The organism is Pseudazoarcus pumilus (genome assembly GCF_002872475.1).
Classification (GTDB): Bacteria; Pseudomonadota; Gammaproteobacteria; order Burkholderiales; family Rhodocyclaceae; genus Pseudazoarcus; species Pseudazoarcus pumilus.
This window is the reverse complement of sequence record NZ_CP025682.1, coordinates 2,448,799-2,467,509: the sequence shown is the minus strand read 5'-3', so window position 1 is coordinate 2,467,509 and position 18,711 is coordinate 2,448,799. Positions and strand designations below refer to the sequence as shown.

Here is an 18,711-nt window from a genome sequence, read left to right as displayed (position 1 = left end):
ACGCCCCGCCCTGACGGGCGAGGCGTCTCGCACAAGTGGCCCCGCCGCAGCGGGGGAGACGGGGTTCATGCGGCAGCGGCGACGATCTCGACGGTGCCCGCTTCCGGGTCGACGATCAGCTCGTCGCCGCTGCGAATGAGCTGCGTCACATCGCCGTCGGCGAAGCGGTCGCACAGCGTCATGCCGGCCAGTGCCGCACCCTGGGCGAGGATGGTGTTGGCCTCGTTGAACAGGATCGCGGCCGGCGCCATGTCGCGCGAGCGCATCTCGTGCAGCATCCAGGCCGAGGCCACGCCGCCCTTGGCGGTGTTGAGCACCAGGATGCGGTCGACGTAGGACTGGCCGACCAGCTTGTGCGCCGGGCGCGAGAACACGCCCTTGAGGCGATCCAGGTCGTAGCGTGCCGAGAAGTTGTCATTGGCCACCAGCGCGGTGCCGCGTACCTTCTTGCCGACGCCGACATGGCATTTGAGGATGGTGCTCATACGATTTCTCCTGCGACCGCCGAATCGACGCATGCCTCCATGCTCGCCAGCGAGGGTTGGTAGCCGTAACCGCCGATGATGTTGACGATCTTGGTGGAATTGGAAAGCAGGCGGCGCCAGCCATTGGCCTCGCCCATCTCGCGCGCGTATTGCTGGTAGAAGCAGGTGCCGCGCAGCACCTTGGCGCCGGAGGCCTCGATGCGCGCGGTCAGGCCGAGGCGGTCGCAGTCGGCCGCGACCGGTGGCGAGGTGCACACGATCATCGCGGTGTCGGCGTGAATGTGGCGGCCGTCGAGCAGTTCGGCCACGCGCGACATCTCGATCAGCGACAGCTGCGGCGCCGCGAAGACCACCACGTCGACCTTTTCGCCGCGTCCGCCGAAGCTGCCCTGGAAGTCGCGGTAGTCGGTCTCGGTGATCTCGGTGGCGGGCGGCGGTGTGCCGTCGAACACGGCCGCGAGCATGGGCGCCTCGGGCGTGACGCCGACGATGTGGAACAGCGGGGTGGAGCCGTAGCTCGCCATTGCGGCCCCGAGGTGCTTCATGTCATCGGAGGACGGCGCGTGCTCGATACCCTCGATCACCGGCACCTGCCAGTACGATCCGCTGGCACGGCCTACGATGCCGCCGAGAATGCCCCAGTCCGTCAGCCCGCGCGGCTGGTGACGCACGACGAAGCGGCGCGTGCCGCGGCGCTTGGCGTCCAGGTGCAGGCCGTAGCGCGGCGTGCGCCCGGTCAGCCCCGCGGCCAGCGCGGACGGGCCGCCCTCGAAGTTCGAATACGCGCCGAGCACGCTGTTGCAGTAGATCACCACGCCGGTGTCGCCGAAGGCCACGTGGTCGCCGCGCACCGGCGGCATGATGGTCTGGTAGTTGATGCAGGTGTCGGTCATCAGGATGCCGAGCTTGCCGCAGGCAGCGATGGTGCGTCGCTCCAGGTTCGCCATGTCCTCGGTCTGGCCCAGTTCCTTGTAATAGGACAGGTCGACGCCGCGCGGGTCGGTGATCATCGGAATGCGCACGCGCCCGCCCCCGGCCGCCTGCTCCTCGAGAAAGCGCACGCCGGCATCCCCCAGCGATTCGGGGTCGGCCATCATGTGCGCCTGCGACACCGGCACGAAATCCTCGGCGTCGAACAGCCGGCCGACCTGCATCATGTGCTCGATGGCCCATTTGCACGGCTGGCCGAATTCGCCGGCGAGCATCGCGCGTTCTTCGTCTGTGAGTTTCATCGCAACAATCCTTCGTTATTACGTAAAGCGGGCTCGGGTGGTGCTCATTTCATGGAATCGGGGAGCCACAGCACCAATTCCGGGAAGAAATACACGACGTACAGCATCGTGATCTGGATCAGCAGGAAGGGCGCCGCGCCCAGTGCCAGGCGCCCGAGCTTGATGCGCGAGATGCCGTGGATCGTGAACAGATTCACCCCGATCGGCGGCGAGATCTGCGCGATCTCCATTGCGATGCAGGCGAAGATGCCGAACACCAGCGGGTCCATGCCCAGCTGCATCGCGACCGGATAGAAGATCGGAATGGAGATGAGCAGCATCGCCGCACTCTCCAGGAACATGCCCATCACCACGTAGGCGAGGATCATCAGCGTCACCGCGGCGAGGCCGGAGGCGTTGTCGATGATGGCCTGGGCGATGCTCTGCGGTACCTGCTCGAAGGTCAGGAAGTGGGCGAAGAACTGGCCGAACACGATCAGCATGAACAGCATCGACGTGGTCGCCGTGGCGACGATGGCCGCCTCGCGCAGCTTGGGCCAGTCCAGCCGGCGCTGTACGAAACCCAGGATCGCCACATACACCACCGCCAGCGCGCCGACCTCGGTGGGCGTGAACGCGCCGGTGTAGATCGCGGCGATGATGATCGGCGGCAGCAGGATCACGCCGATCGAGCGCCGCGTGATGCGCAGCTTCTCGGCCAGCGGCACTTCGTGGCGGGTGAGCACGGTGGGGCGCGAACAGACCACGTAGAGCAGGAACAGCGACATCATCAGGATGCCGGGCAGCACACCGGCGATGAACAGCTGGCCGATCGAGGTCTCGGTGATCACGCCATACAGGATCAGCGGGATCGACGGCGGGATGATGATGCCCAGCGTGCCGCCGCCGGCCACGAAGCCGCCCGCGCGACGCTGGCCGTAGCCCTCGTCGAGCAATAGCGGGATCGCCACCAGGCCGACCGTGGCGGCGGTGGCGATGCTCGAACCCGAGATCGCCGCGAAAATGCCGCAGGCGAGGATGGTCGCCACGCCCAGCGAGTTGGGGATGGAGCCGGCCCAGGCCTTGGTGACCTCGAACAGGTCGCGGCCCGCGTCGGTACGCTGCATGATGGTGCCGGTCAGGATGAACAGCGGCAGCGCCACCAGTTCGAAGATCGACGCACCCTGCCAGCTGATCTGGATGAAGGAGCGGAATGCCAGGAACGGATCCTCGAGCAGCAACGAGGCGAGAAAGGCCGACAGCCCCATCGCGACGAACACCGGCATCGACAGCAGCATGAAGAAGAACAGCAGGAAGATGGCGATGAAGCCGCCGTAATCGTGGATGAAATCCATCTGTATGCCCTCAGTCGCCGGCTTCACCGTGCTCGGGCATGCCGCAGCACATCTGCACGATGGTTTGAAGTAGCAGGCCCAGTCCGCCGATCGGAATCGCCAGGTTGGGGATCCACAGCGGCACCTCGAGCAGGGTCGAGGACGAGATCGTGTTAGACCACGAATACCACGCGAAATAGATGCCGGAGCTGATCACCAGCAGTGCGAACAGCAGCACCGAGACATTGGAGATCATGTCCAGTGCCGGTTTGGCGCGCGGAAACAGCTGCGCGATGATGGTCACGCGAAAGTGCGCCCCGCGCTTGACCGCCAGCGCGTTGCCGAGAAAGCCGATGAAGATGAAGGCATACAGCGTGGTCTCGAACACCCAGATGGTGGGGTAGCCGAGGGCGCGCAACAGCGCGTCGTAGACGATGGGCAGCGCGAGCACGATCATCAGCACCACGGACAAGCCGGTCATCAGCTTGCCGGCCGCCTCGAGCGTGCGCACGAAGCCCGTCGGTTCTTGCACGGAAGACATTGCGGGGTCTCCTTGCCGGTTCGTGCGGGGCCGCCCGTCGGGCGACCCCGTCGGCTCAGTCGGCTGCGATGAGCTTGACCAGACCGGCCGGGTATTCCTGACGGGCGTTTTCGGCGAAATCAGCCAGCGCGTCTTCCCAGACCTTCCACTCGGCGCTGTTCTGCTCGATCGTGACCACGTTCGAGCCGGACTGGCGCACTTCGTCGACCTGCTTGGCGTAGATGTCGATGAGGTATTGCTGCATCGCGTCGCGCGACTCGGCGACCGCTTCGAGCAAGGCCTTGCGCAATTCGGGGTCCATGCGCTCGAACTTGTCGCGGTTCATCACGTAGCCGTGCACCAGCGTGCCGATCACGCCGTTCTGCACCAGCATGTGGTCGGTGACCTCGTAGTGCTTGAGGCCGACCGCGCCGCCAAGACCGCCCATCGCGCCGTCGACGGTGCCGCGCTGCAGGCCCGAATAGACGTCGCCCACACCCATCGTCACCGGCGATCCGCCCAGTTCCTGGATCACCTGGCCGGCGCCGCGCGAATACACGCGCACCGACTTGCCCTTCATGTCATCCGGCGTCTTGAGCGGGAAATTGGTCGACACCACGGCCGGGCCGATGTCGAACAGTGCCAGCACGACCGCGCCCTGTTCGCGGAACTTGGCATCGAAATAGTCGAAGATCGGGTCGCCCGGCTTGAGGTTGTCGCGTGTCCACTGCATGGATTTGTTCCACAGCGGCGTGGTCAGGATCGAAACCTCGGGCACACGGCCCGACCAGGTATCCATGGTCGTCAGCGAGATGTCGACCGTGCCCTGCGGAATCGCCGTCGGCACGAATTCCTGCTTGACCATCTCGCCGCCCTGGAAGCTGCGCACGCGGAACTTGCCACCGCTTTTCTCTTCGAGCTTCTTCTCGAACTGCGGGATGAACTGCGACACCTGCGGGTGCTTGGGGCTGCCCCAGGTCGAGATCGAAAGCCGCTCGGCATGAGCAGTAGTGACCAGCGCGGACGCTGCGAACAGCGCGGCGGCGAGCTTGAGTGTGTGACGCTTGAACATCGTCGGGCCTCCTCTTGTGGTGTGACGTTTCGAAGCTTGGTACAGCGGCCGACGTCTTGTTGTTGTCGTGCGGACGTTGTGGCGTAACTGTGTAGTAAGTGAAGCATTGGTGTTTTTGTTTGTCAATACTATGTAGTTACTCGAGCAATCCGGGCCGGTTTTGCGTGAAAATCGCAGGTGACACGCTGGGCGCGATCACGTAGCATCGATTTGTCTGACAACTTGGTTGCTGTCATGAACGCACCCGAACCTGTGCCGCGCGCCACGCGCCTGTCCGACGAGGTCGCCGACGCGCTCGAAGCCTGGTTGCGTTCCGAAGGCTTCGCGCCGGGTACGCAACTGCCCACCGAGAAGGTGTTGTGCGAGCGCTTCGGCGTCAGCCGCGCGGTGATTCGCGAGGCCATCGCGCGACTCAAGGCCGACGGCTGCGTGCGCACGCGTCAGGGCTCGGGCGCCTTCGTCGCGGCGCGGCCCGGCGAGGGCGTGTTCCGCCTGCCGCTGCCCGACGTGCTGCCGCAGGATGCCGCCGACGTGTTCGAACTGCGCTACGTGGTCGAAACCGGCGCCGCCGCGCTCGCCGCCGAGCGGCGTGAAGCGGCCGACCTGGCGCACATCGGCGCGGCGCTGGCGCGCATGCGCGAGGCGCTGGCTGCAGCCGGCGATGCGGTGGTCGATGACGACGCCTTTCACATCGCGATTGCCGAGGCCACGCACAACCGCGCGCTGGCGCGTTTCCAGCAGTTCGTCGGGCAGCAGTTCTCGGGTTCGCGCGCGCCCACCTGGAGCGCGGCCGGGCATCGCGCCGGGCGCGCCCGCGACGCGCAGCGCGAGCACGAACGCATTTTCGCGGCCATCGCGGCGGGAGACGCGCCCGGCGCGCGTCGCGCCGCGGCGGCCCATCTGGTCGGCGCCGCGCGCCGGCTGGGACTGGATCCGGCGCGCTGGCGCGCGCTCGCCCAAGAGGAGACCGATTCATGAACACCATGCTGGACGCCGCGCCGAACGTGGCCGAGCGCGACTTCTCCGGTATCGATCGCGCCCGCGTGATCGCCGCCCTGTCGCCGCTGCTGCCGCCCGGTGCGCTGATCTACGACACCGAGGACGTGCGCCCCTACGAGTGCGACGGCCTGACCGCGATCCGCCAACTGCCGATGGTCGTCGCGCTGCCCGAGACCGAGGCGCAGGTGGTCGACGTGCTGCGCACCTGTCGCGAACTGGGCGTGCCGGTGGTCGCGCGCGGCGCCGGCACGGGGCTCTCGGGCGGGGCGCTGCCGCACGCGCATGGCGTGCTGCTGTCGCTGGCCAAGTTCAACCGCATTCTCGCCATCGACCGTCTGGCACGCACCGCTGACGTGCAGCCGGGCGTGCGCAACCTGGCCATCTCCGAAGCGACCGCCCCGCAAGGCCTGTACTACGCGCCCGACCCGTCCTCGCAGATCGCCTGCACCATCGGCGGCAACGTGGCCGAGAATTCGGGCGGCGTGCATTGCCTCAAGTACGGTCTGACCGTGCACAACGTGTTGCGCGTGCGCGGCGTGACCATGGATGGCGAGATCGTCGAGTTCGGTTCGCGCGCGCCGGACGCGCCCGGCTATGATCTGCTGGCGGCGATGATCGGCTCGGAAGGCATGCTGGCGGTGGTCACCGAGGTCACCGTCAAGCTCACGCCCCGCCCGCAACTGGCGCAGTGCGTGCTGGCGGCCTTCGACGACGTGGTCAAGGCCGGTGACGCGGTCGCCGCGGTGATCGCGGCCGGCATCATCCCGGCTGGCCTGGAGATGATGGACCAGCCCACCACCATCGCAGTCGAGGAGTTCGTGCATGCCGGCTATCCGCTCGACGCCAAGGCCATCCTGCTGTGCGAGTCCGATGGCACGCCTGAAGAGGTGGCCGAGGAGGTCGCGCGCATGCGCGAGGTGCTCGAGGCGGCCGGCGCGACCGAGATTCGCGTGTCGCGCGACGAGGCCGAGCGCCTGCGTTTCTGGGCCGGGCGCAAGGCCGCTTTCCCGGCTGCCGGGCGGCTCTCGCCCGACTACTACTGCATGGACGGCACCATTCCGCGCAAGCGTCTGGGCGAGATGCTCGACGCCATCGCCGGCATGGAGAAGAAGTACGGCCTGGGCTGTCTCAACGTGTTCCACGCCGGCGACGGCAACCTGCACCCGCTGATCCTGTTCGATGCCAACAAGGAAGGCGAGCTGCATCGCGCCGAGGAATTCGGTGCCGACATCCTGGAACTGTCGATCGCGCTCGGTGGCACGGTCACGGGCGAGCATGGCGTCGGCGTGGAGAAGATCAACCAGATGTGCAAGCAGTTCGACCGGGCGACGCTGGACGCCTTCTTCCGCGTCAAGGCGGCGTTCGACCCGGACGGTCTGCTCAATCCGGGCAAGGCCATCCCCACGCTCAACCGCTGCGCCGAGTACGGCCGACTGCATGTTTCGGGCGGCGAACTGCCGCATCCGGATCTGCCGCGTTTCTGAACATGGACAAGGGCTGGCTGCAACTGCTGCTGGTGGGCGTTCCGGTGCTGATGTTCGTCGGCGCATGGATGACGCTGCGCCACGCCTCGCGCCGGCACGACGAGAGGAAGGATTCATGAGCGACATCATCGAGGCCTGGCGCGAACGCGTCCGGCAGGTCGCCGACGCGCGCACGCCGTTGCGCGTGCGCGGTGGCGGCAGCAAGGATTTCTACGGCCGCGAGCCGGCGGGCGAGGTGTTCGATACGCGCGAGTGCGCGGGCATCGTCGCCTACGAGCCGACCGAACTCGTGGTCACCGTGCGTGCCGGCACGCCGCTTGCCGAACTCGACGCGGCACTTGCGGAGAAAGGTCAGTGGCTGGCCTTCGAGCCGCCGCACTTCGGTGATGGCGCGACCGTAGGCGGCATGGTCGCCACCGGCCTGTCGGGGCCGCGGCGCATGGCGGTGGGCAGCCTGCGCGACTTCGTGCTGGGCATGAAGGTGCTCGACGGGCGCGGTGACGTGCTCAGCGTCGGCGGTCAGGTGATGAAGAACGTCGCCGGCTACGACGTGTCGCGTCTGATGACGGGCGCGCTGGGCACGCTGGGCGTGATCGTCGAGGTTTCGCTCAAGGTGCTGCCGCGCCCCGTGGCCGAGGCCACGCTGGCGCTCGAATGCGACGAGGCGGCGGCGCTGGCGAAGATGAACGAGTGGGGCGCCGAGCCACTGCCGGTGTCGGCCACCGCCTGGCACGACGGGGTGTTGCGGGTACGCCTGTCGGGTGCGCGCGCGGCCGTGGATGCCGCGCGCCAGCGTCTGGGCGGCGAGGCACTCGACGGGGCGGCCGCCGATGCCTACTGGGAGGCTTTGCGCGAACAGCGCGACGACTTCTTCGGCGGTGATGCGCCGTTGTGGCGGTTCGCGCTGCCGACCACCGCTGCGGCGCTGGCGCTCGACGGCGCGCAGTACGTGGAGTGGGGCGGTGGCCAGCGCTGGTTGCGCTCGGACGCCGCGCCCGAGACGGTGCGCGAGCGCGCCACCGCGCTTGGCGGGCATGCCACGCTGTTCCGCGGCGGCGATCGTGCCGGCGAGGTGTTCCAGCGCCCGTCCGCGCCGCTGATGCAGATGCACCGCCGTCTCAAGGCCGCCTTCGACCCGGCCGGCATCCTCAACCCCGGCCGCATGTACGCCGAACTCTGAGGCCACGTTTCCCATGCAGACCCAGCTTGCCGATTTCATCCGTGACACGCGTGAGGGCCAGGAGGCTGACGCCATCCTGCGCAAGTGCGTGCATTGCGGCTTCTGTACCGCCACCTGTCCGACCTATCAGCTGCTCGGCGACGAGCTCGACGGGCCGCGCGGACGCATTTACCTGATCAAGCAGGTGCTCGAGGGCGACGAGCCGACGCAGCGCACGCAGCTGCATCTGGATCGCTGTCTCACCTGTCGCGCCTGCGAGACCACCTGTCCGTCGGGTGTCGAATACGGGCGCCTGGTCGATATCGGGCGTCATGTGGTCTCGCAACGCGTGCCGCGCCGCGGGGTCGATGCGCTCATGCGCTGGGCACTCAAGGCCTTCGTGCCGCGCGCCCGCCTGTTCGGCGCAGCGATGGGCGCCGGGCGCCTGGTACGCGGCATGCTGCCGGCCGCGCTCAAGGAAAAGGTTCCGCTTGCGCGCCCGGCCGGTCACTGGCCGGCGCCGCGTCACGCGCGACGCGCGATCGCGCTGGCCGGCTGCGTGCAGCCTGCGATGGCGCCGTCGATCAACGCGGCCGCGGCGCGCGTTCTCGATACGATCGGCATTTCCCTGGTCGAGCAGCCGGGTGCGGGCTGCTGCGGCGCGCTGCGCCAGCATCTGGACGATCACGAGGGCGCGCGCGCGGATGCGCGTCGCAACATCGATGCATGGTGGCCGGCCATCGAGCGCGGCGAAATCGAGGCCATCGTGATGACGGCCTCGGGCTGCGGCGTGCAGGTGCGCGACTACGGTCACCTGCTCGCCGACGACGCGGCCTATGCGGCCCGTGCCGCGCGCGTGGCCGCGCTCACGCGCGACATCGGCGAGGTCGTCGCGGCCGAGCACGACGCCCTGGTCGCACGCTTGCATGCTGCGCCGGGCAGCGCCGGCGAACTCGCCTTCCACGCCCCGTGTACGCTGCAGCACGGGCAGAAGCTGCGCGGCGTGGTCGAGTCGGTGCTCACGGCAGCCGGCTTTGAACTGTTGCCGGTGCGCGACGCCCATCTGTGTTGCGGCTCGGCGGGCACCTATTCGCTGCTGCAGCCGGAACTGTCGCAGCGCCTGCGCGACGACAAGCTCGCCGCGCTTACCGAGCACGGCGCGCTACGCATCGCCTCGGCCAACATCGGCTGCATCACCCACCTCGATCCGGCCTCCGATGTGCCGGTGCGCCACTGGATCGAATACCTCGACGAGCGCCTCGCAGCAGCCGCTTGAGTGCGGGCTGCGGGGCGGCCCCGGCGAGGCTGCCGCAGTCGCCGACTTGTGAGCGACGGGCCCCAATCGGTATCATTGCGCTTTTTAACGGTGCCGATCCGGCCCCGATCCGGTTCGCCGGCGGGGGTCGGACCTCGCCGTAACTGGCGTGTGGCCGTCCCGTAGTGGGCGGAGTGCCGCGCGCCTGGACGTCCTGGACGTGTCTCCCGGTCGCGTGGCAATGGCCGCGCGCCCCACGCCCGAAAGGGAAAGGAACAGACCTTGAGCGAACAGACCGAAGCCGCACAGCCGACACCGCTGGTGATCGGCGTGGCCGCCGAGAAGGCGGCCGGTGAGCGCCGCCTGCCGGTGGTGCCCGATGTGATCAAGAAATACGCCGGACTCGGCGCGCGCGCACTCGTCGAGCGCGGTGCGGGCGCCGAGGCGCATTTCCCGGACGAGGCCTTCGGCGATGTCGCGTTCGCCGACAGTGGCGAGGATGTGTACGCCGGTGCCGACGTGGTGCTGTGCGTGCAACCGCCCAGCCAGAAGCTCATCGGCAAGTTGAAGCCCGGCGCGGTGCTGGTGGGAATGCTCCAGCCATGGTCCGACGCCAAGCGCGTGCAGGCCATCGCCAAGCGTGGCGTCACCGCCTTTGCCCTGGAACTGCTGCCGCGCATCTCGCGCGCGCAGAGCATGGACGTGCTGTCCTCGCAGGCGGCCGTTGCCGGCTACGCCTGCGCGCTGATCGCCGCCAACCACTGCCCGAAGTTCTTTCCGATGCTCACTTACGCGGCCGGTTCCATCCGTCCGGCGCGCGTGCTCGTCATCGGTGCCGGCGTGGCCGGCCTGCAGGCGATTGCCACGGCACGGCGCATCGGCGCGCAGGTCGAGGGCTATGACGTGCGCCCCGAGACGCGCGAGCAGGTCGAGTCGCTGGGCGCCAAGTTCGTCGAAACCGGCGTCGACGCGACCGGCGAGGGCGGCTATGCGCGCGAGCTGACCGCCGACGAGAAGAAACAGCAGGCCGAGCGTCTGGGCAAGGCCATCGCCCAGTGCGACGTGCTGATCACGACTGCTGCGGTGCCGGGTCGCAAGGCGCCGGTGATCGTCACCAAGAAGATGGTCGAGCAGATGAAGGACGGCGCGGTCGTCGTCGATCTGGCGGCCGAGACCGGCGGCAACGTCGAAGGTACGGTGGCCGGCGAAGAGAAGCGCGTCGGTGGCGTGCTCATCGTCGGGCCGACCAACATCGCCAGCCGCATGCCGGTGCATGCCTCGGAGATGCTCGCGAAGAACCTGTTCAATTTCATCAGCCCGTTCATCAAGGACGGTGCGCTCACGCTCGACTGGGAAGACGAGGTGATGAGCGGAGCCTGCCTCACCCACGACGGCGAAGTGCGCCACGAGGGCGTGCGCAAGGCGCTCGGGCTCGACTCGAACAACTAAAGGAGAGCTGACGCAATGGAAGGCTTTACCGCTCTATACATCTTCATGCTCGCGGCCTTCACCGGCTACGAGGTGATTTCCCGCGTGCCGGTGATCCTGCACACCCCGCTGATGTCGGGCTCGAACTTCGTGCACGGCGTGGTGCTGGTGGGCGCGATGATCGCGCTCGGCCACGCCGACCCGAATGATCCGCTGCAACTGCTGATCGGCTTCGTCGCGGTCTTCCTCGGCGCGGCCAATGCCGCCGGCGGCTACATCGTCACCGAACGCATGCTCGGCATGTTCAAGGCCGGCGGCAAGAACAAGAAGAACGAGGGGGGCGCCAAATGAACTGGTTTGTGAGCATGGCGTATTTTCTCGTCACGATCGCGTTCATCTTCGGCCTGAAGGCGATGAGCTCGCCGGTGACCGCGCGTCGCGGCATCGTGTGGGCCGGCTTCGCGATGATCGCCGCGACGGTCGTGACCTTCTTCGTTTCCGACCTGCACAACATCGGCCTGATGGTGCTGGCCATCGTGCTCGGCGGTGGCGTGGCCTGGTGGTCGGGCAAGACGGTCAAGATGACCGACATGCCGCAGATGGTCGCCATCTACAACGGCATGGGCGGCGGTGCCGCGGCCGGCATCGCGGCCATCGAACTGGTGCGTGGGGTCGATCACTCGGCCATGGTGTCCACGCTGATGGTGCTCGGCGCGATCATCGGTTCGGTGGCCTTCTCGGGTTCGTGCGTGGCGTTCGCGAAGCTGCAGGGGCTGATGAACAAGGCGATTCGTCTGCCGCAGCAGAACAGCATCAATTTCTTCCTGACGCTGATCACCTTCGGTCTGGGCCTGACCATCGGCTACTCCGACGACCCCTCGGGTTTCGGCATCTTCCTGTTCTTCGTGCTGGCGCTGGCGCTGGGCGTGGTGCTGGTGCTGCCGATCGGCGGTGCCGACATGCCGGTGGTGATCTCGCTGCTCAACGCCTTCACGGGTCTCGCGGTGGGTTTCAAGGGCTTCGTGCTGGGCGTGCCGATGCTGATTGTCGCGGGCATCGTGGTGGGCGCCTCGGGCATGCTGCTCACGCAGCTCATGGCCAAGGCGATGAACCGCCCGATCCGCAACATCATCTTCACGCCGCTGAGCGGCGCAGCGGTCGAGGGCTCGGGCGAGAGCCAGGGCACGATGCGCGAGACTTCGGCGATGGATGCCGCGTCCCTGATGCGCTTCGGTGGCAAGGTCATCATCGTGCCGGGCTACGGCATGGCGGTGGCCGGTGCGCAGCACAAGGTGTGGGAGATGGCGCAACTGCTCGAGGAGGCCGGTGTCGAGGTCAAGTTCGCGATCCATCCGGTGGCCGGACGCATGCCGGGCCACATGAACGTGCTGCTGGCCGAGGCCGGCGTGCCCTACGACCGCATCTTCGACCTTGAGGAGATCAACAACGAGTTCTCGCAGGCGGATGTCGCGCTGGTGATCGGCGCCAACGACGTGGTCAACCCGGTCGCACGCACCGACAAGTCCAGCCCGATCTATGGCATGCCCATTCTCAACGCCGACATGGCCCGCGACGCGATCGTGATCAAGCGCGGACGTGGCGCAGGCTATTCGGGCATCGAGAACGCGCTGTTCTTCAAGGAGAACTGCAGCATGCTCTACGGCAGCGCGCAGGATGCCGTGGGCGAGATCATCGCGCAGATCAAGGCGTTCGACAGCTGACGCCTGTCGGCGCCTGAAAGCGTCATAAAGGCGCGCCCCGCGGGGCGCGCCTTTTTCGTGTACTTGTACGGCGGCGCATGCCCGTATACAACTGGAGCATCGTCCGCGTCCGGGAGCGCGTCATGCGTGTCGTCCTGTTCATCCTCGTCATCTGGGTGTTCTCGGCCCCTGCGACTGCGCAGCAGGCCGAAGCCGACGCACCCGCCGAAGGCGAGTTGATCGATGCGCGCGCGGCCGACGGCAAGCCCTATCGTTACCCGATGCCGGCCGTGGCCGAGACGGTGCGTGATCTGCAGCATTCGACGCAGGCCATGTTGTTGCGCGAGTACTGCGCGGACAAGCGCATCTCCGACGATTTCGTCAACCAGCGTCTGGCCGCGTTCAGTCGCCAGACCGGGCGTGAGGAGAATTGCCGGACGCTGCTCGAGTATTGAAGCGGAACTTGCGTTCAGCGCGGCTGTCTGGCCTGCGCGCGCAAGCGGGCGGCAAAACCGCCGGCGGTCAGCGGCGGGCCGAATAGCGGGCCTTGCTGCAGCGGGCAGCCGATGGCCGCGAGGAAGTCGCGGTGCGCCGCGCTGGTCACGCCGCAGGCGACCAGTTCCGCGCGCAGGCTGGCCGCGATATTGACCAGCAGCTCGATGACGCCTTCTGCGTGTTCATCATGCCCCAGCCGCTTGACCAGTTCGGCCGGCATGCGCAGCGCGCGGAAACCGCCGCGCGCGAGCGCGTCGAGGGGCAGTTCGTCGATGCCCGCGCGATCGAGTGCCAGCCCGACCCCGAGCCGTCGCAGCGTGGCGACGGTCAGGTCGGCGCGGGTGAGCGTCGTCGCGTCGAGCGCGAGATCGATGCGCGACGGCGCGACGCCGCTGCTGGCGAGCGAGGCTTCGATCAGCCGTGCGCAGGCTGCATCGTCGGCCGCAGCCGGACGAATCGCGATGGTGCAGCGTTCGTTGCGCTGTTCCGGCCACAGGGCTGCGGCCTCGAGTGCGCACTGGATCAGGTGCCCGTCCAGTTCCGCGGCGAGTCCGGCCGCAAGGGCTTCCTCGCGGTATGCGCGCGGGCCCAGCAGCCCGCGCCCGGGGTGATCCCAGATCAGTTCGGCCGAGGCCCCGAAGGTGCAGCCGTCGCGTGCATCCACTACCGGGCTCAGCGACAGCGAGAACTGGCCGTGCTCCAGCGCCAGGCGGATGCCGTTGCCGGTAGGCTGTGCGGGGCGCGTCGGCTGCGGCGCCGGCTCGGGTGCTGCGGGCAGTTCTTCGCTGGCTCCGGCCACCGCCGGCAGCAGCAGAATGCGCCAGCCACCCCGCGGCCCCGGCAACATGCGCGCTCGCAGGCCTGCTACACGGGCAATCGGCGGCTCATGCGGTGCCGGCCACTCGACCGCGACGACGCCTTCGAGCACTTCGCCGCGCAACTCGCGACCGTCGATGCCGGGCAGCCTGGCCGCAGGTGCATTGAGCGCCTGCACGCGGCCCGCGTCGTCGACAACGATGACCGGCTGCTCGAGCGCGGCGGCGAGCTTGGGCCAGACGCGATCCTCGGCCGGCGCCAGGCCGCTGCCATAGGCTTCGGCGACGATGTCGGGGCTGAGGATCAGAGCGTGCATGCCCGGGCGCAGGCGCGCGGCGGCGATGAAGCGCAGGTCGCGTCGTCGCCCGCCGGGGAGCACCACCTGAATGCTGCCGCGCATCTCACCCTGGATGAGCAGGCGCTCGCGCGCGGCGAGGAAGGCGCGTTCGCTGGGGAACAGGTTGGACAGCGGGTGGCCGACGATCTGGCGGTAGTCACGTTCGAGCAGCCGGCAGGCCGCGCTGTTGGCGTCGATCATGACCTCGTCGCCGGTGATGATCAGACCTTCGTCGATCAGTTCCAGCAGGGCGAGGTAGAGGCCGGTCTCCAGCCCTTCCGAGAAGTCGGCGACGAAGGGCTCGTGCGGCGGTCTGGCCGGCTTGGGCGGAATCGGTGGCATGCTCTGTGGCCGTGGCTGCGGGGGCGGCCGACGGCCGCGCTAGGTAGCCAGAATACCCTCGCCGGTGTCACTGCGTCGCCCGAAAAGGCGTGGAAAGCAGCGCCTATTTGCGCCCCAGGCCACCCAGCAGGACCGCCACCGGGCGCTTGTCGCGGCGACCGCTTGAGCGGTCGTCGACGGTCGGTGCGGCATTGTCCTCGGACGCAGGGGCGTAGGGCTTGCTGAAGTCGAAGCCGTCGGCGGCCACCCGCTTGTCGCGGCGCCCGCGTGTCGGGCGTGCATCGCCGCCGCTGCGCCTGGGTGCCGCCGTCGGCGCGGCGGCCGCAGGTGCGGCGGCGGGAGTCGGCGCGGTGGCTTTCGCTGCGCTCGCACGCGGGGCTGCGTCGCGGTGCTTGCGTTTGTGGGTGCCGACTTCGTCGTAGTCGGGTTCGGGGTCGAAGCCGGGCACGACTTCCTGCGGGATGTCGAGGCCGATCAGCTTCTGGATCTCCGCCAGCCGCCCTTTTTCCTCGGCGCACACCAGCGAGATGGCGTTTCCGCTGCGTCCCGCGCGGCCGGTGCGCCCGATGCGGTGCACATAGTCTTCGGCGGTGTGTGGCAGTTCGAAGTTGATCACCAGCGGCAGGTCGTCGACGTCGAGTCCGCGTGCGGCCACGTCGGTGGCCACCAGCACGCGCAGGCGTCCGCTCTTGAAGGCCTCCAGCGTTTCGGTGCGCTGCCCTTGGCTCTTGTCGCCGTGGATGGCGTCGGCCGAGATGCCCTGGCGCGTCAGATAGTGCGCGAGGCGCCCGCACAGCAGCTTGGTGTCGACGAAGATCAGCGCCTGCGCGTCCGGTTCATGGCGCAGCAGATGGGCCAACAGATTGCGCTTGAGGCCGGCCGAGACCGGATGCACGCGGTGCTCGATGGTTTCCGACACCATGTTGCGGCGCGCGACCTCGACCAGGGTCGGGTTCTTGAGCATGCGGTCGGCGAGCTTCTTGATCTCTTCCGAGAAGGTCGCAGAGAACAGCAGGCTCTGGCGTTGCGCGGGCAGCAGGTCGAGGATGCGCCGGATGTCCGGGATGAAGCCCATGTCGAGCATGCGGTCGGCCTCGTCGAGCACGAGGATCTCGACCTGGCCAAGCTGGATTGTCTTTTGCTGGACGTGGTCGAGCAGCCGACCCGGCGTGGCCACGACGATCTCGACGCCGCGGCGCAGCGCCTCGATCTGGCCGCGCATGTCCACGCCGCCGTAGATGCAGATCGAGCGCAGCGGCACGTACTTGCCGTAGGTTTCGACCGATTCATGCACCTGTACCGCGAGTTCGCGCGTGGGCGCGAGCACCAGCGCACGCACCGGGTGGCGCGCCGGGCTGGTCGAGGTGCTGGCATGGCGCGCCAGGCGCTGGATCAGGGGCAGCGTGAAACCGGCGGTCTTGCCGGTACCAGTCTGCGCCGCACCCATCATGTCGAGGCCGCTGAGTACGACGGGGATGGCCTGCTGCTGGATCGGGGTGGGCTCGGTGTATCCGGTCTCAGAAACGGCTCGTTGAAGCTCGGGAATCAGCCCGAGGTCGGCAAAGCTCATGGTCGGTTCAGTTCCTGGCGGCCGCGCTCGGGCCGGTTCGCGTGGGCGGAGTGCCCGGCAGCGGAAAACGAGTGTCGTCCGCCGCGTCCAAAGCCGCGATTATACACGCCACACGCGCTTTCCTTTTGCTGTCAAGCCCTTCCTGTCGGGGGGGCGGGTAGGTCGTGACGAGCGCAGCGAGTGCGACAATTCCCGCAAATGGCGATCGGCAGCGTCGGCCCTCGCTGCGCTCGCACCGAGCTACGAGACGCAAGCCCTTCCGCGATGGATTCAGCGGCGCAGCGTGAGATAGGCGGTGACTTCCTCGCGGTCGTGATACAGGTGCTTGATGCGCAGCTCGAAGGGGCCGACGCTCGCCAGCCGCTTCTCGATCAGGCTGCGACATTGCGCCACGGCGTCGAGCCGGCGCTTCATCGGCAGCTTGAGGTTGAAGATCGCGTGACGCGCGCGGGCGGTGCCGATCCATTCGGCCATCAGCGAGGCGATGCGCGAGGGCTGCTCGACCATGTCGCACACCAGCCAGTCGACCGCGCGCTTGGGGCGCCAAGTGAAGCCGTCGGCGCGCACGTGCTCGACCATGCTGGTGGCCATCACCGAATCGGCCATCGGGCCGTTGTCGATGGCCGTGACGTGCAGCCCGCGCCAGGCCAGTTGCCAGCTCCAGCCGCCCGGAGCGGCGCCCAGATCGACGGCGCGCATGCCGGCGCGCATCGCCACCGTGCGTTCTTCTTCGGTGAGCATGCCGAGAATGGCTTCGGCGAGCTTCAGCGTGGAACGGCTGGCGGCTTCGCGCGGCATGCGCAGACGCGCAATGCCCATCGGCCACGGCGCCTCGCGATCGGCGCGCGACGCGGCGAGCCAGGCGGTCTTCTCGTCGGTGAAGATCACGTGCAGGTTGGCCAGTCCCTTGCGACTGACACGCATCGCGCCGCGCGCCGCGAGCTTCTTCGCAAGCGGCGCGGCAACGCGCCGGCAAAAGCCCGACAGTGGCCGCGCCGCATCCGAATCGGGGTGCTCGACGGCGAGCGTCGAGAAGCGTTGTCCGGCCGCGCGTGCGGCCTCGACGACGGGGCCGGCGCGATCACCCTCGGGCAGGTCGTCGACGCGCGCGAACCACGGCATCAGCGTGCGCGCGAACACCAACGCGTGCCAGTCGCAATATTGCGCCAGGTCGGCGAAGTCGATGGCCTCGACCGCTTCGAACACCGCGAAGCCCGTGCCCTCGTTGGCACGCACGTAGCCGTTGAGCCCCAGTTCGCGAGCGAAGGCGTCGAGCTCGCCGGCCAGTTCGCGCTCGAAGCCTGCGCGGCACAGCGCGATCAGGCCCCAGGCGTGGGCCTCTTCGGGCGGGGTGGGGGTGTCTTCGCGGGTCATCGGGAGGGCCTGTATCATCTTTCGTGTGCGCGGATGATACAGGGCACCACTGTGGCATCGGGCCAAATGCAGATTCACGGGAGTTTATCGATGCAGTACCGCCGACTCGGCGAGAGCGGGCCGGAAGTCTCCAGCCTGTGCCTCGGGACGATGACCTTCGGGGAGCAGAACGACGCCGCCGACGCCTTCGACCAACTCGATCGCGCGCGGGATGCGGGGATCAACTTCTTCGACACGGCCGAAATGTATCCGGTGCCGGCGCGCGCGGCCACCCAGGGCGAATCCGAGCGCATTCTCGGACGCTGGCTGGCACGCCAGCGTCGCGAGGATGTGGTCATCGCCACCAAGGTGGCCGGGCCCGCGCGCGGGCTGGACTGGATCCGCGGCGGCCCGCTGGCGCTCGACGAGGCCAATCTGCGCGCCGCGGTCGAGGCCAGCCTGCAGCGTCTGGGCACGGACTACATCGACCTCTACCAGATCCACTGGCCGGAGCGTAACCAGCCGATGTTCGGGCAGTGGCGCTACGATCCGTCGAGCGAGCGTGAATGTGTGCCGGTGCGTGCCCAGCTCGAGGCGCTGGCGCGGCTCGTCGAGGAAGGGCGCATCCGTCACATCGGGCTGTCCAACGAGCATCCCTGGGGTGTCATGCAATTCCTGCGCCAGGCCGACGCGCTGGGTCTGCCGCGCATCGTGTCCATCCAGAACGTCTACAGCCTGCTCTCGCGCGTGTTCGAGTACGGTCTGGCCGAGATGTGCCATCACGAGCGGGTCGGCCTGCTCGCCTATTCCCCGCTGGGCTTCGGGCATCTGAGCGGCAAGTACCTCGGGGTGCCGCCGGCGGGTGCCCGGCTGACACGCTTTCCCGCCTTCGGCAAGCGCTATGCGAGGCCGGGGGTGCGCCCGGCGGTCGAGGCCTATGCGGAACTGGCCCGCGCTCACGGCATGACCCCGGCCACGCTGGCGCTGGCCTTCGTATACAGCCAAGATTTCGTCACCAGCACGGTCATCGGCGCGACGTCGCGGGAACAGCTCGAAGAGAATCTCGCAGCGCGCGAGGTGGTGCTGCACCCGGATGTGCTGGCCGAGATCGACGGCATCCACGCGCGCCACACCAACCCGGCGCCGTGACC

At 68.1% G+C, this 18,711-nt stretch carries 17 protein-coding genes; 9 read left to right on the top strand and 8 right to left on the bottom strand.

Annotation, left to right across the window (positions count from 1 at the left end; genetic code table 11):
* Positions 1–65: 65 nt before the first annotated feature.
* Genes C0099_RS12085 through C0099_RS12065 form a run of 5 tightly spaced genes read right to left on the bottom strand, consistent with a single transcriptional unit; the run spans position 66 to position 4,622 of the window.
* The gene (locus C0099_RS12085; RefSeq protein WP_102247650.1) at positions 66–485 is read right to left on the bottom strand and encodes an aconitase X swivel domain-containing protein; all 420 of its coding nucleotides are present in this window, start codon (positions 483–485) and stop codon (positions 66–68) included.
* Entirely contained in the window at positions 482–1,717 is a 1,236-nt protein-coding gene (locus C0099_RS12080) for an aconitase X (RefSeq protein ID WP_102247649.1), read from the bottom strand. Before C0099_RS12080 ends, C0099_RS12085 begins: the two co-directional genes overlap by 4 nt.
* A gap of 44 nt (positions 1,718–1,761) precedes the next feature.
* Positions 1,762–3,051 (bottom strand): TRAP transporter large permease, encoded by a 1,290-nt coding sequence (locus C0099_RS12075; protein ID WP_102247648.1) that lies wholly within the window; start codon positions 3,049–3,051, stop codon positions 1,762–1,764.
* A 10-nt stretch (positions 3,052–3,061) separates the two neighbouring features.
* Positions 3,062–3,571: a TRAP transporter small permease gene (locus C0099_RS12070; RefSeq protein ID WP_102247647.1), complete on the bottom strand. Its 510-nt coding sequence runs from the start codon at positions 3,569–3,571 to the stop codon at positions 3,062–3,064.
* Between the two features lie 55 nt (positions 3,572–3,626).
* Complete coding sequence (locus tag C0099_RS12065) at positions 3,627–4,622, bottom strand: TRAP transporter substrate-binding protein (protein ID WP_102247646.1); 996 nt, start codon at positions 4,620–4,622, stop codon at positions 3,627–3,629.
* A 234-nt stretch (positions 4,623–4,856) separates the two neighbouring features.
* Here C0099_RS12065 and C0099_RS12060 point away from each other — a divergent pair, with 234 nt between their 5' ends.
* The 8 genes from C0099_RS12060 to C0099_RS12025 all read left to right on the top strand — a co-directional run bounded on the left by C0099_RS12060 (position 4,857) and on the right by C0099_RS12025 (position 13,102).
* Positions 4,857–5,600: a FadR/GntR family transcriptional regulator gene (locus C0099_RS12060; RefSeq protein WP_102247645.1), complete on the top strand. Its 744-nt coding sequence runs from the start codon at positions 4,857–4,859 to the stop codon at positions 5,598–5,600.
* Positions 5,597–7,105 (top strand): FAD-linked oxidase C-terminal domain-containing protein, encoded by a 1,509-nt coding sequence (locus tag C0099_RS12055; protein ID WP_102247644.1) that lies wholly within the window; start codon positions 5,597–5,599, stop codon positions 7,103–7,105. The genes C0099_RS12060 and C0099_RS12055 overlap by 4 nt, the downstream gene beginning before the upstream one ends.
* Positions 7,106–7,220: 115 nt before the next feature.
* Positions 7,221–8,285, top strand: a complete 1,065-nt coding sequence (gene glcE / locus C0099_RS12050; protein ID WP_102247643.1) for a glycolate oxidase subunit GlcE — start codon at positions 7,221–7,223, stop codon at positions 8,283–8,285.
* A gap of 13 nt (positions 8,286–8,298) precedes the next feature.
* Positions 8,299–9,540: a glycolate oxidase subunit GlcF gene (gene glcF, locus C0099_RS12045; protein WP_102247642.1), complete on the top strand. Its 1,242-nt coding sequence runs from the start codon at positions 8,299–8,301 to the stop codon at positions 9,538–9,540.
* 261 nt (positions 9,541–9,801) lie between these two features.
* Positions 9,802–10,968, top strand: coding sequence for an NAD(P) transhydrogenase subunit alpha (locus C0099_RS12040; protein WP_102247641.1), 1,167 nt, complete (start codon positions 9,802–9,804; stop codon positions 10,966–10,968).
* 15 nt (positions 10,969–10,983) lie between these two features.
* The gene (locus C0099_RS12035; RefSeq protein WP_102247640.1) at positions 10,984–11,298 is read left to right on the top strand and encodes an NAD(P) transhydrogenase subunit alpha; all 315 of its coding nucleotides are present in this window, start codon (positions 10,984–10,986) and stop codon (positions 11,296–11,298) included.
* Positions 11,295–12,668: an NAD(P)(+) transhydrogenase (Re/Si-specific) subunit beta gene (locus C0099_RS12030; RefSeq protein ID WP_102247639.1), complete on the top strand. Its 1,374-nt coding sequence runs from the start codon at positions 11,295–11,297 to the stop codon at positions 12,666–12,668. Before C0099_RS12035 ends, C0099_RS12030 begins: the two co-directional genes overlap by 4 nt.
* Before the next feature lie 122 nt (positions 12,669–12,790).
* The gene (locus C0099_RS12025) at positions 12,791–13,102 is read left to right on the top strand and encodes a hypothetical protein (RefSeq protein WP_102247638.1); all 312 of its coding nucleotides are present in this window, start codon (positions 12,791–12,793) and stop codon (positions 13,100–13,102) included.
* A 14-nt stretch (positions 13,103–13,116) separates the two neighbouring features.
* Here the strand turns inward: C0099_RS12025 and C0099_RS16010 are convergent, their stop codons facing one another.
* The 3 genes from C0099_RS16010 to rlmM all read right to left on the bottom strand — a co-directional run bounded on the left by C0099_RS16010 (position 13,117) and on the right by rlmM (position 17,581).
* The gene (locus C0099_RS16010; RefSeq protein WP_164084913.1) at positions 13,117–14,637 is read right to left on the bottom strand and encodes an EAL domain-containing protein; all 1,521 of its coding nucleotides are present in this window, start codon (positions 14,635–14,637) and stop codon (positions 13,117–13,119) included.
* 103 nt (positions 14,638–14,740) lie between these two features.
* Positions 14,741–16,207: a DEAD/DEAH box helicase gene (locus C0099_RS12015; RefSeq protein ID WP_102247637.1), complete on the bottom strand. Its 1,467-nt coding sequence runs from the start codon at positions 16,205–16,207 to the stop codon at positions 14,741–14,743.
* A 270-nt stretch (positions 16,208–16,477) separates the two neighbouring features.
* Complete coding sequence (gene rlmM, locus C0099_RS12010; RefSeq protein WP_102247636.1) at positions 16,478–17,581, bottom strand: 23S rRNA (cytidine(2498)-2'-O)-methyltransferase RlmM; 1,104 nt, start codon at positions 17,579–17,581, stop codon at positions 16,478–16,480.
* Between the two features lie 90 nt (positions 17,582–17,671).
* Here rlmM and C0099_RS12005 point away from each other — a divergent pair, with 90 nt between their 5' ends.
* The gene (locus tag C0099_RS12005; protein ID WP_102247635.1) at positions 17,672–18,709 is read left to right on the top strand and encodes an aldo/keto reductase; all 1,038 of its coding nucleotides are present in this window, start codon (positions 17,672–17,674) and stop codon (positions 18,707–18,709) included.
* Positions 18,710–18,711 lie beyond the last annotated feature (2 nt).

Coding starts and splice junctions, on each gene's coding strand:
- glcE (WP_102247643.1), top strand. CDS start 7,221: ATGAGCGACATCATCGAGGCCTGGCGCGAACGCGTCCGGCAGGTCGCC.
- rlmM (WP_102247636.1), bottom strand. CDS start 17,581: ATGACCCGCGAAGACACCCCCACCCCGCCCGAAGAGGCCCACGCCTGG.
- C0099_RS12080 (WP_102247649.1), bottom strand. CDS start 1,717: ATGAAACTCACAGACGAAGAACGCGCGATGCTCGCCGGCGAATTCGGC.
- C0099_RS12055 (WP_102247644.1), top strand. CDS start 5,597: ATGAACACCATGCTGGACGCCGCGCCGAACGTGGCCGAGCGCGACTTC.
- C0099_RS16010 (WP_164084913.1), bottom strand. CDS start 14,637: ATGCCACCGATTCCGCCCAAGCCGGCCAGACCGCCGCACGAGCCCTTC.
- C0099_RS12075 (WP_102247648.1), bottom strand. CDS start 3,051: ATGGATTTCATCCACGATTACGGCGGCTTCATCGCCATCTTCCTGCTG.
- C0099_RS12060 (WP_102247645.1), top strand. CDS start 4,857: ATGAACGCACCCGAACCTGTGCCGCGCGCCACGCGCCTGTCCGACGAG.
- C0099_RS12035 (WP_102247640.1), top strand. CDS start 10,984: ATGGAAGGCTTTACCGCTCTATACATCTTCATGCTCGCGGCCTTCACC.
- C0099_RS12025 (WP_102247638.1), top strand. CDS start 12,791: ATGCGTGTCGTCCTGTTCATCCTCGTCATCTGGGTGTTCTCGGCCCCT.
- C0099_RS12085 (WP_102247650.1), bottom strand. CDS start 485: ATGAGCACCATCCTCAAATGCCATGTCGGCGTCGGCAAGAAGGTACGC.
- C0099_RS12005 (WP_102247635.1), top strand. CDS start 17,672: ATGCAGTACCGCCGACTCGGCGAGAGCGGGCCGGAAGTCTCCAGCCTG.
- C0099_RS12065 (WP_102247646.1), bottom strand. CDS start 4,622: ATGTTCAAGCGTCACACACTCAAGCTCGCCGCCGCGCTGTTCGCAGCG.
- C0099_RS12030 (WP_102247639.1), top strand. CDS start 11,295: ATGAACTGGTTTGTGAGCATGGCGTATTTTCTCGTCACGATCGCGTTC.
- glcF (WP_102247642.1), top strand. CDS start 8,299: ATGCAGACCCAGCTTGCCGATTTCATCCGTGACACGCGTGAGGGCCAG.
- C0099_RS12070 (WP_102247647.1), bottom strand. CDS start 3,571: ATGTCTTCCGTGCAAGAACCGACGGGCTTCGTGCGCACGCTCGAGGCG.
- C0099_RS12015 (WP_102247637.1), bottom strand. CDS start 16,207: ATGAGCTTTGCCGACCTCGGGCTGATTCCCGAGCTTCAACGAGCCGTT.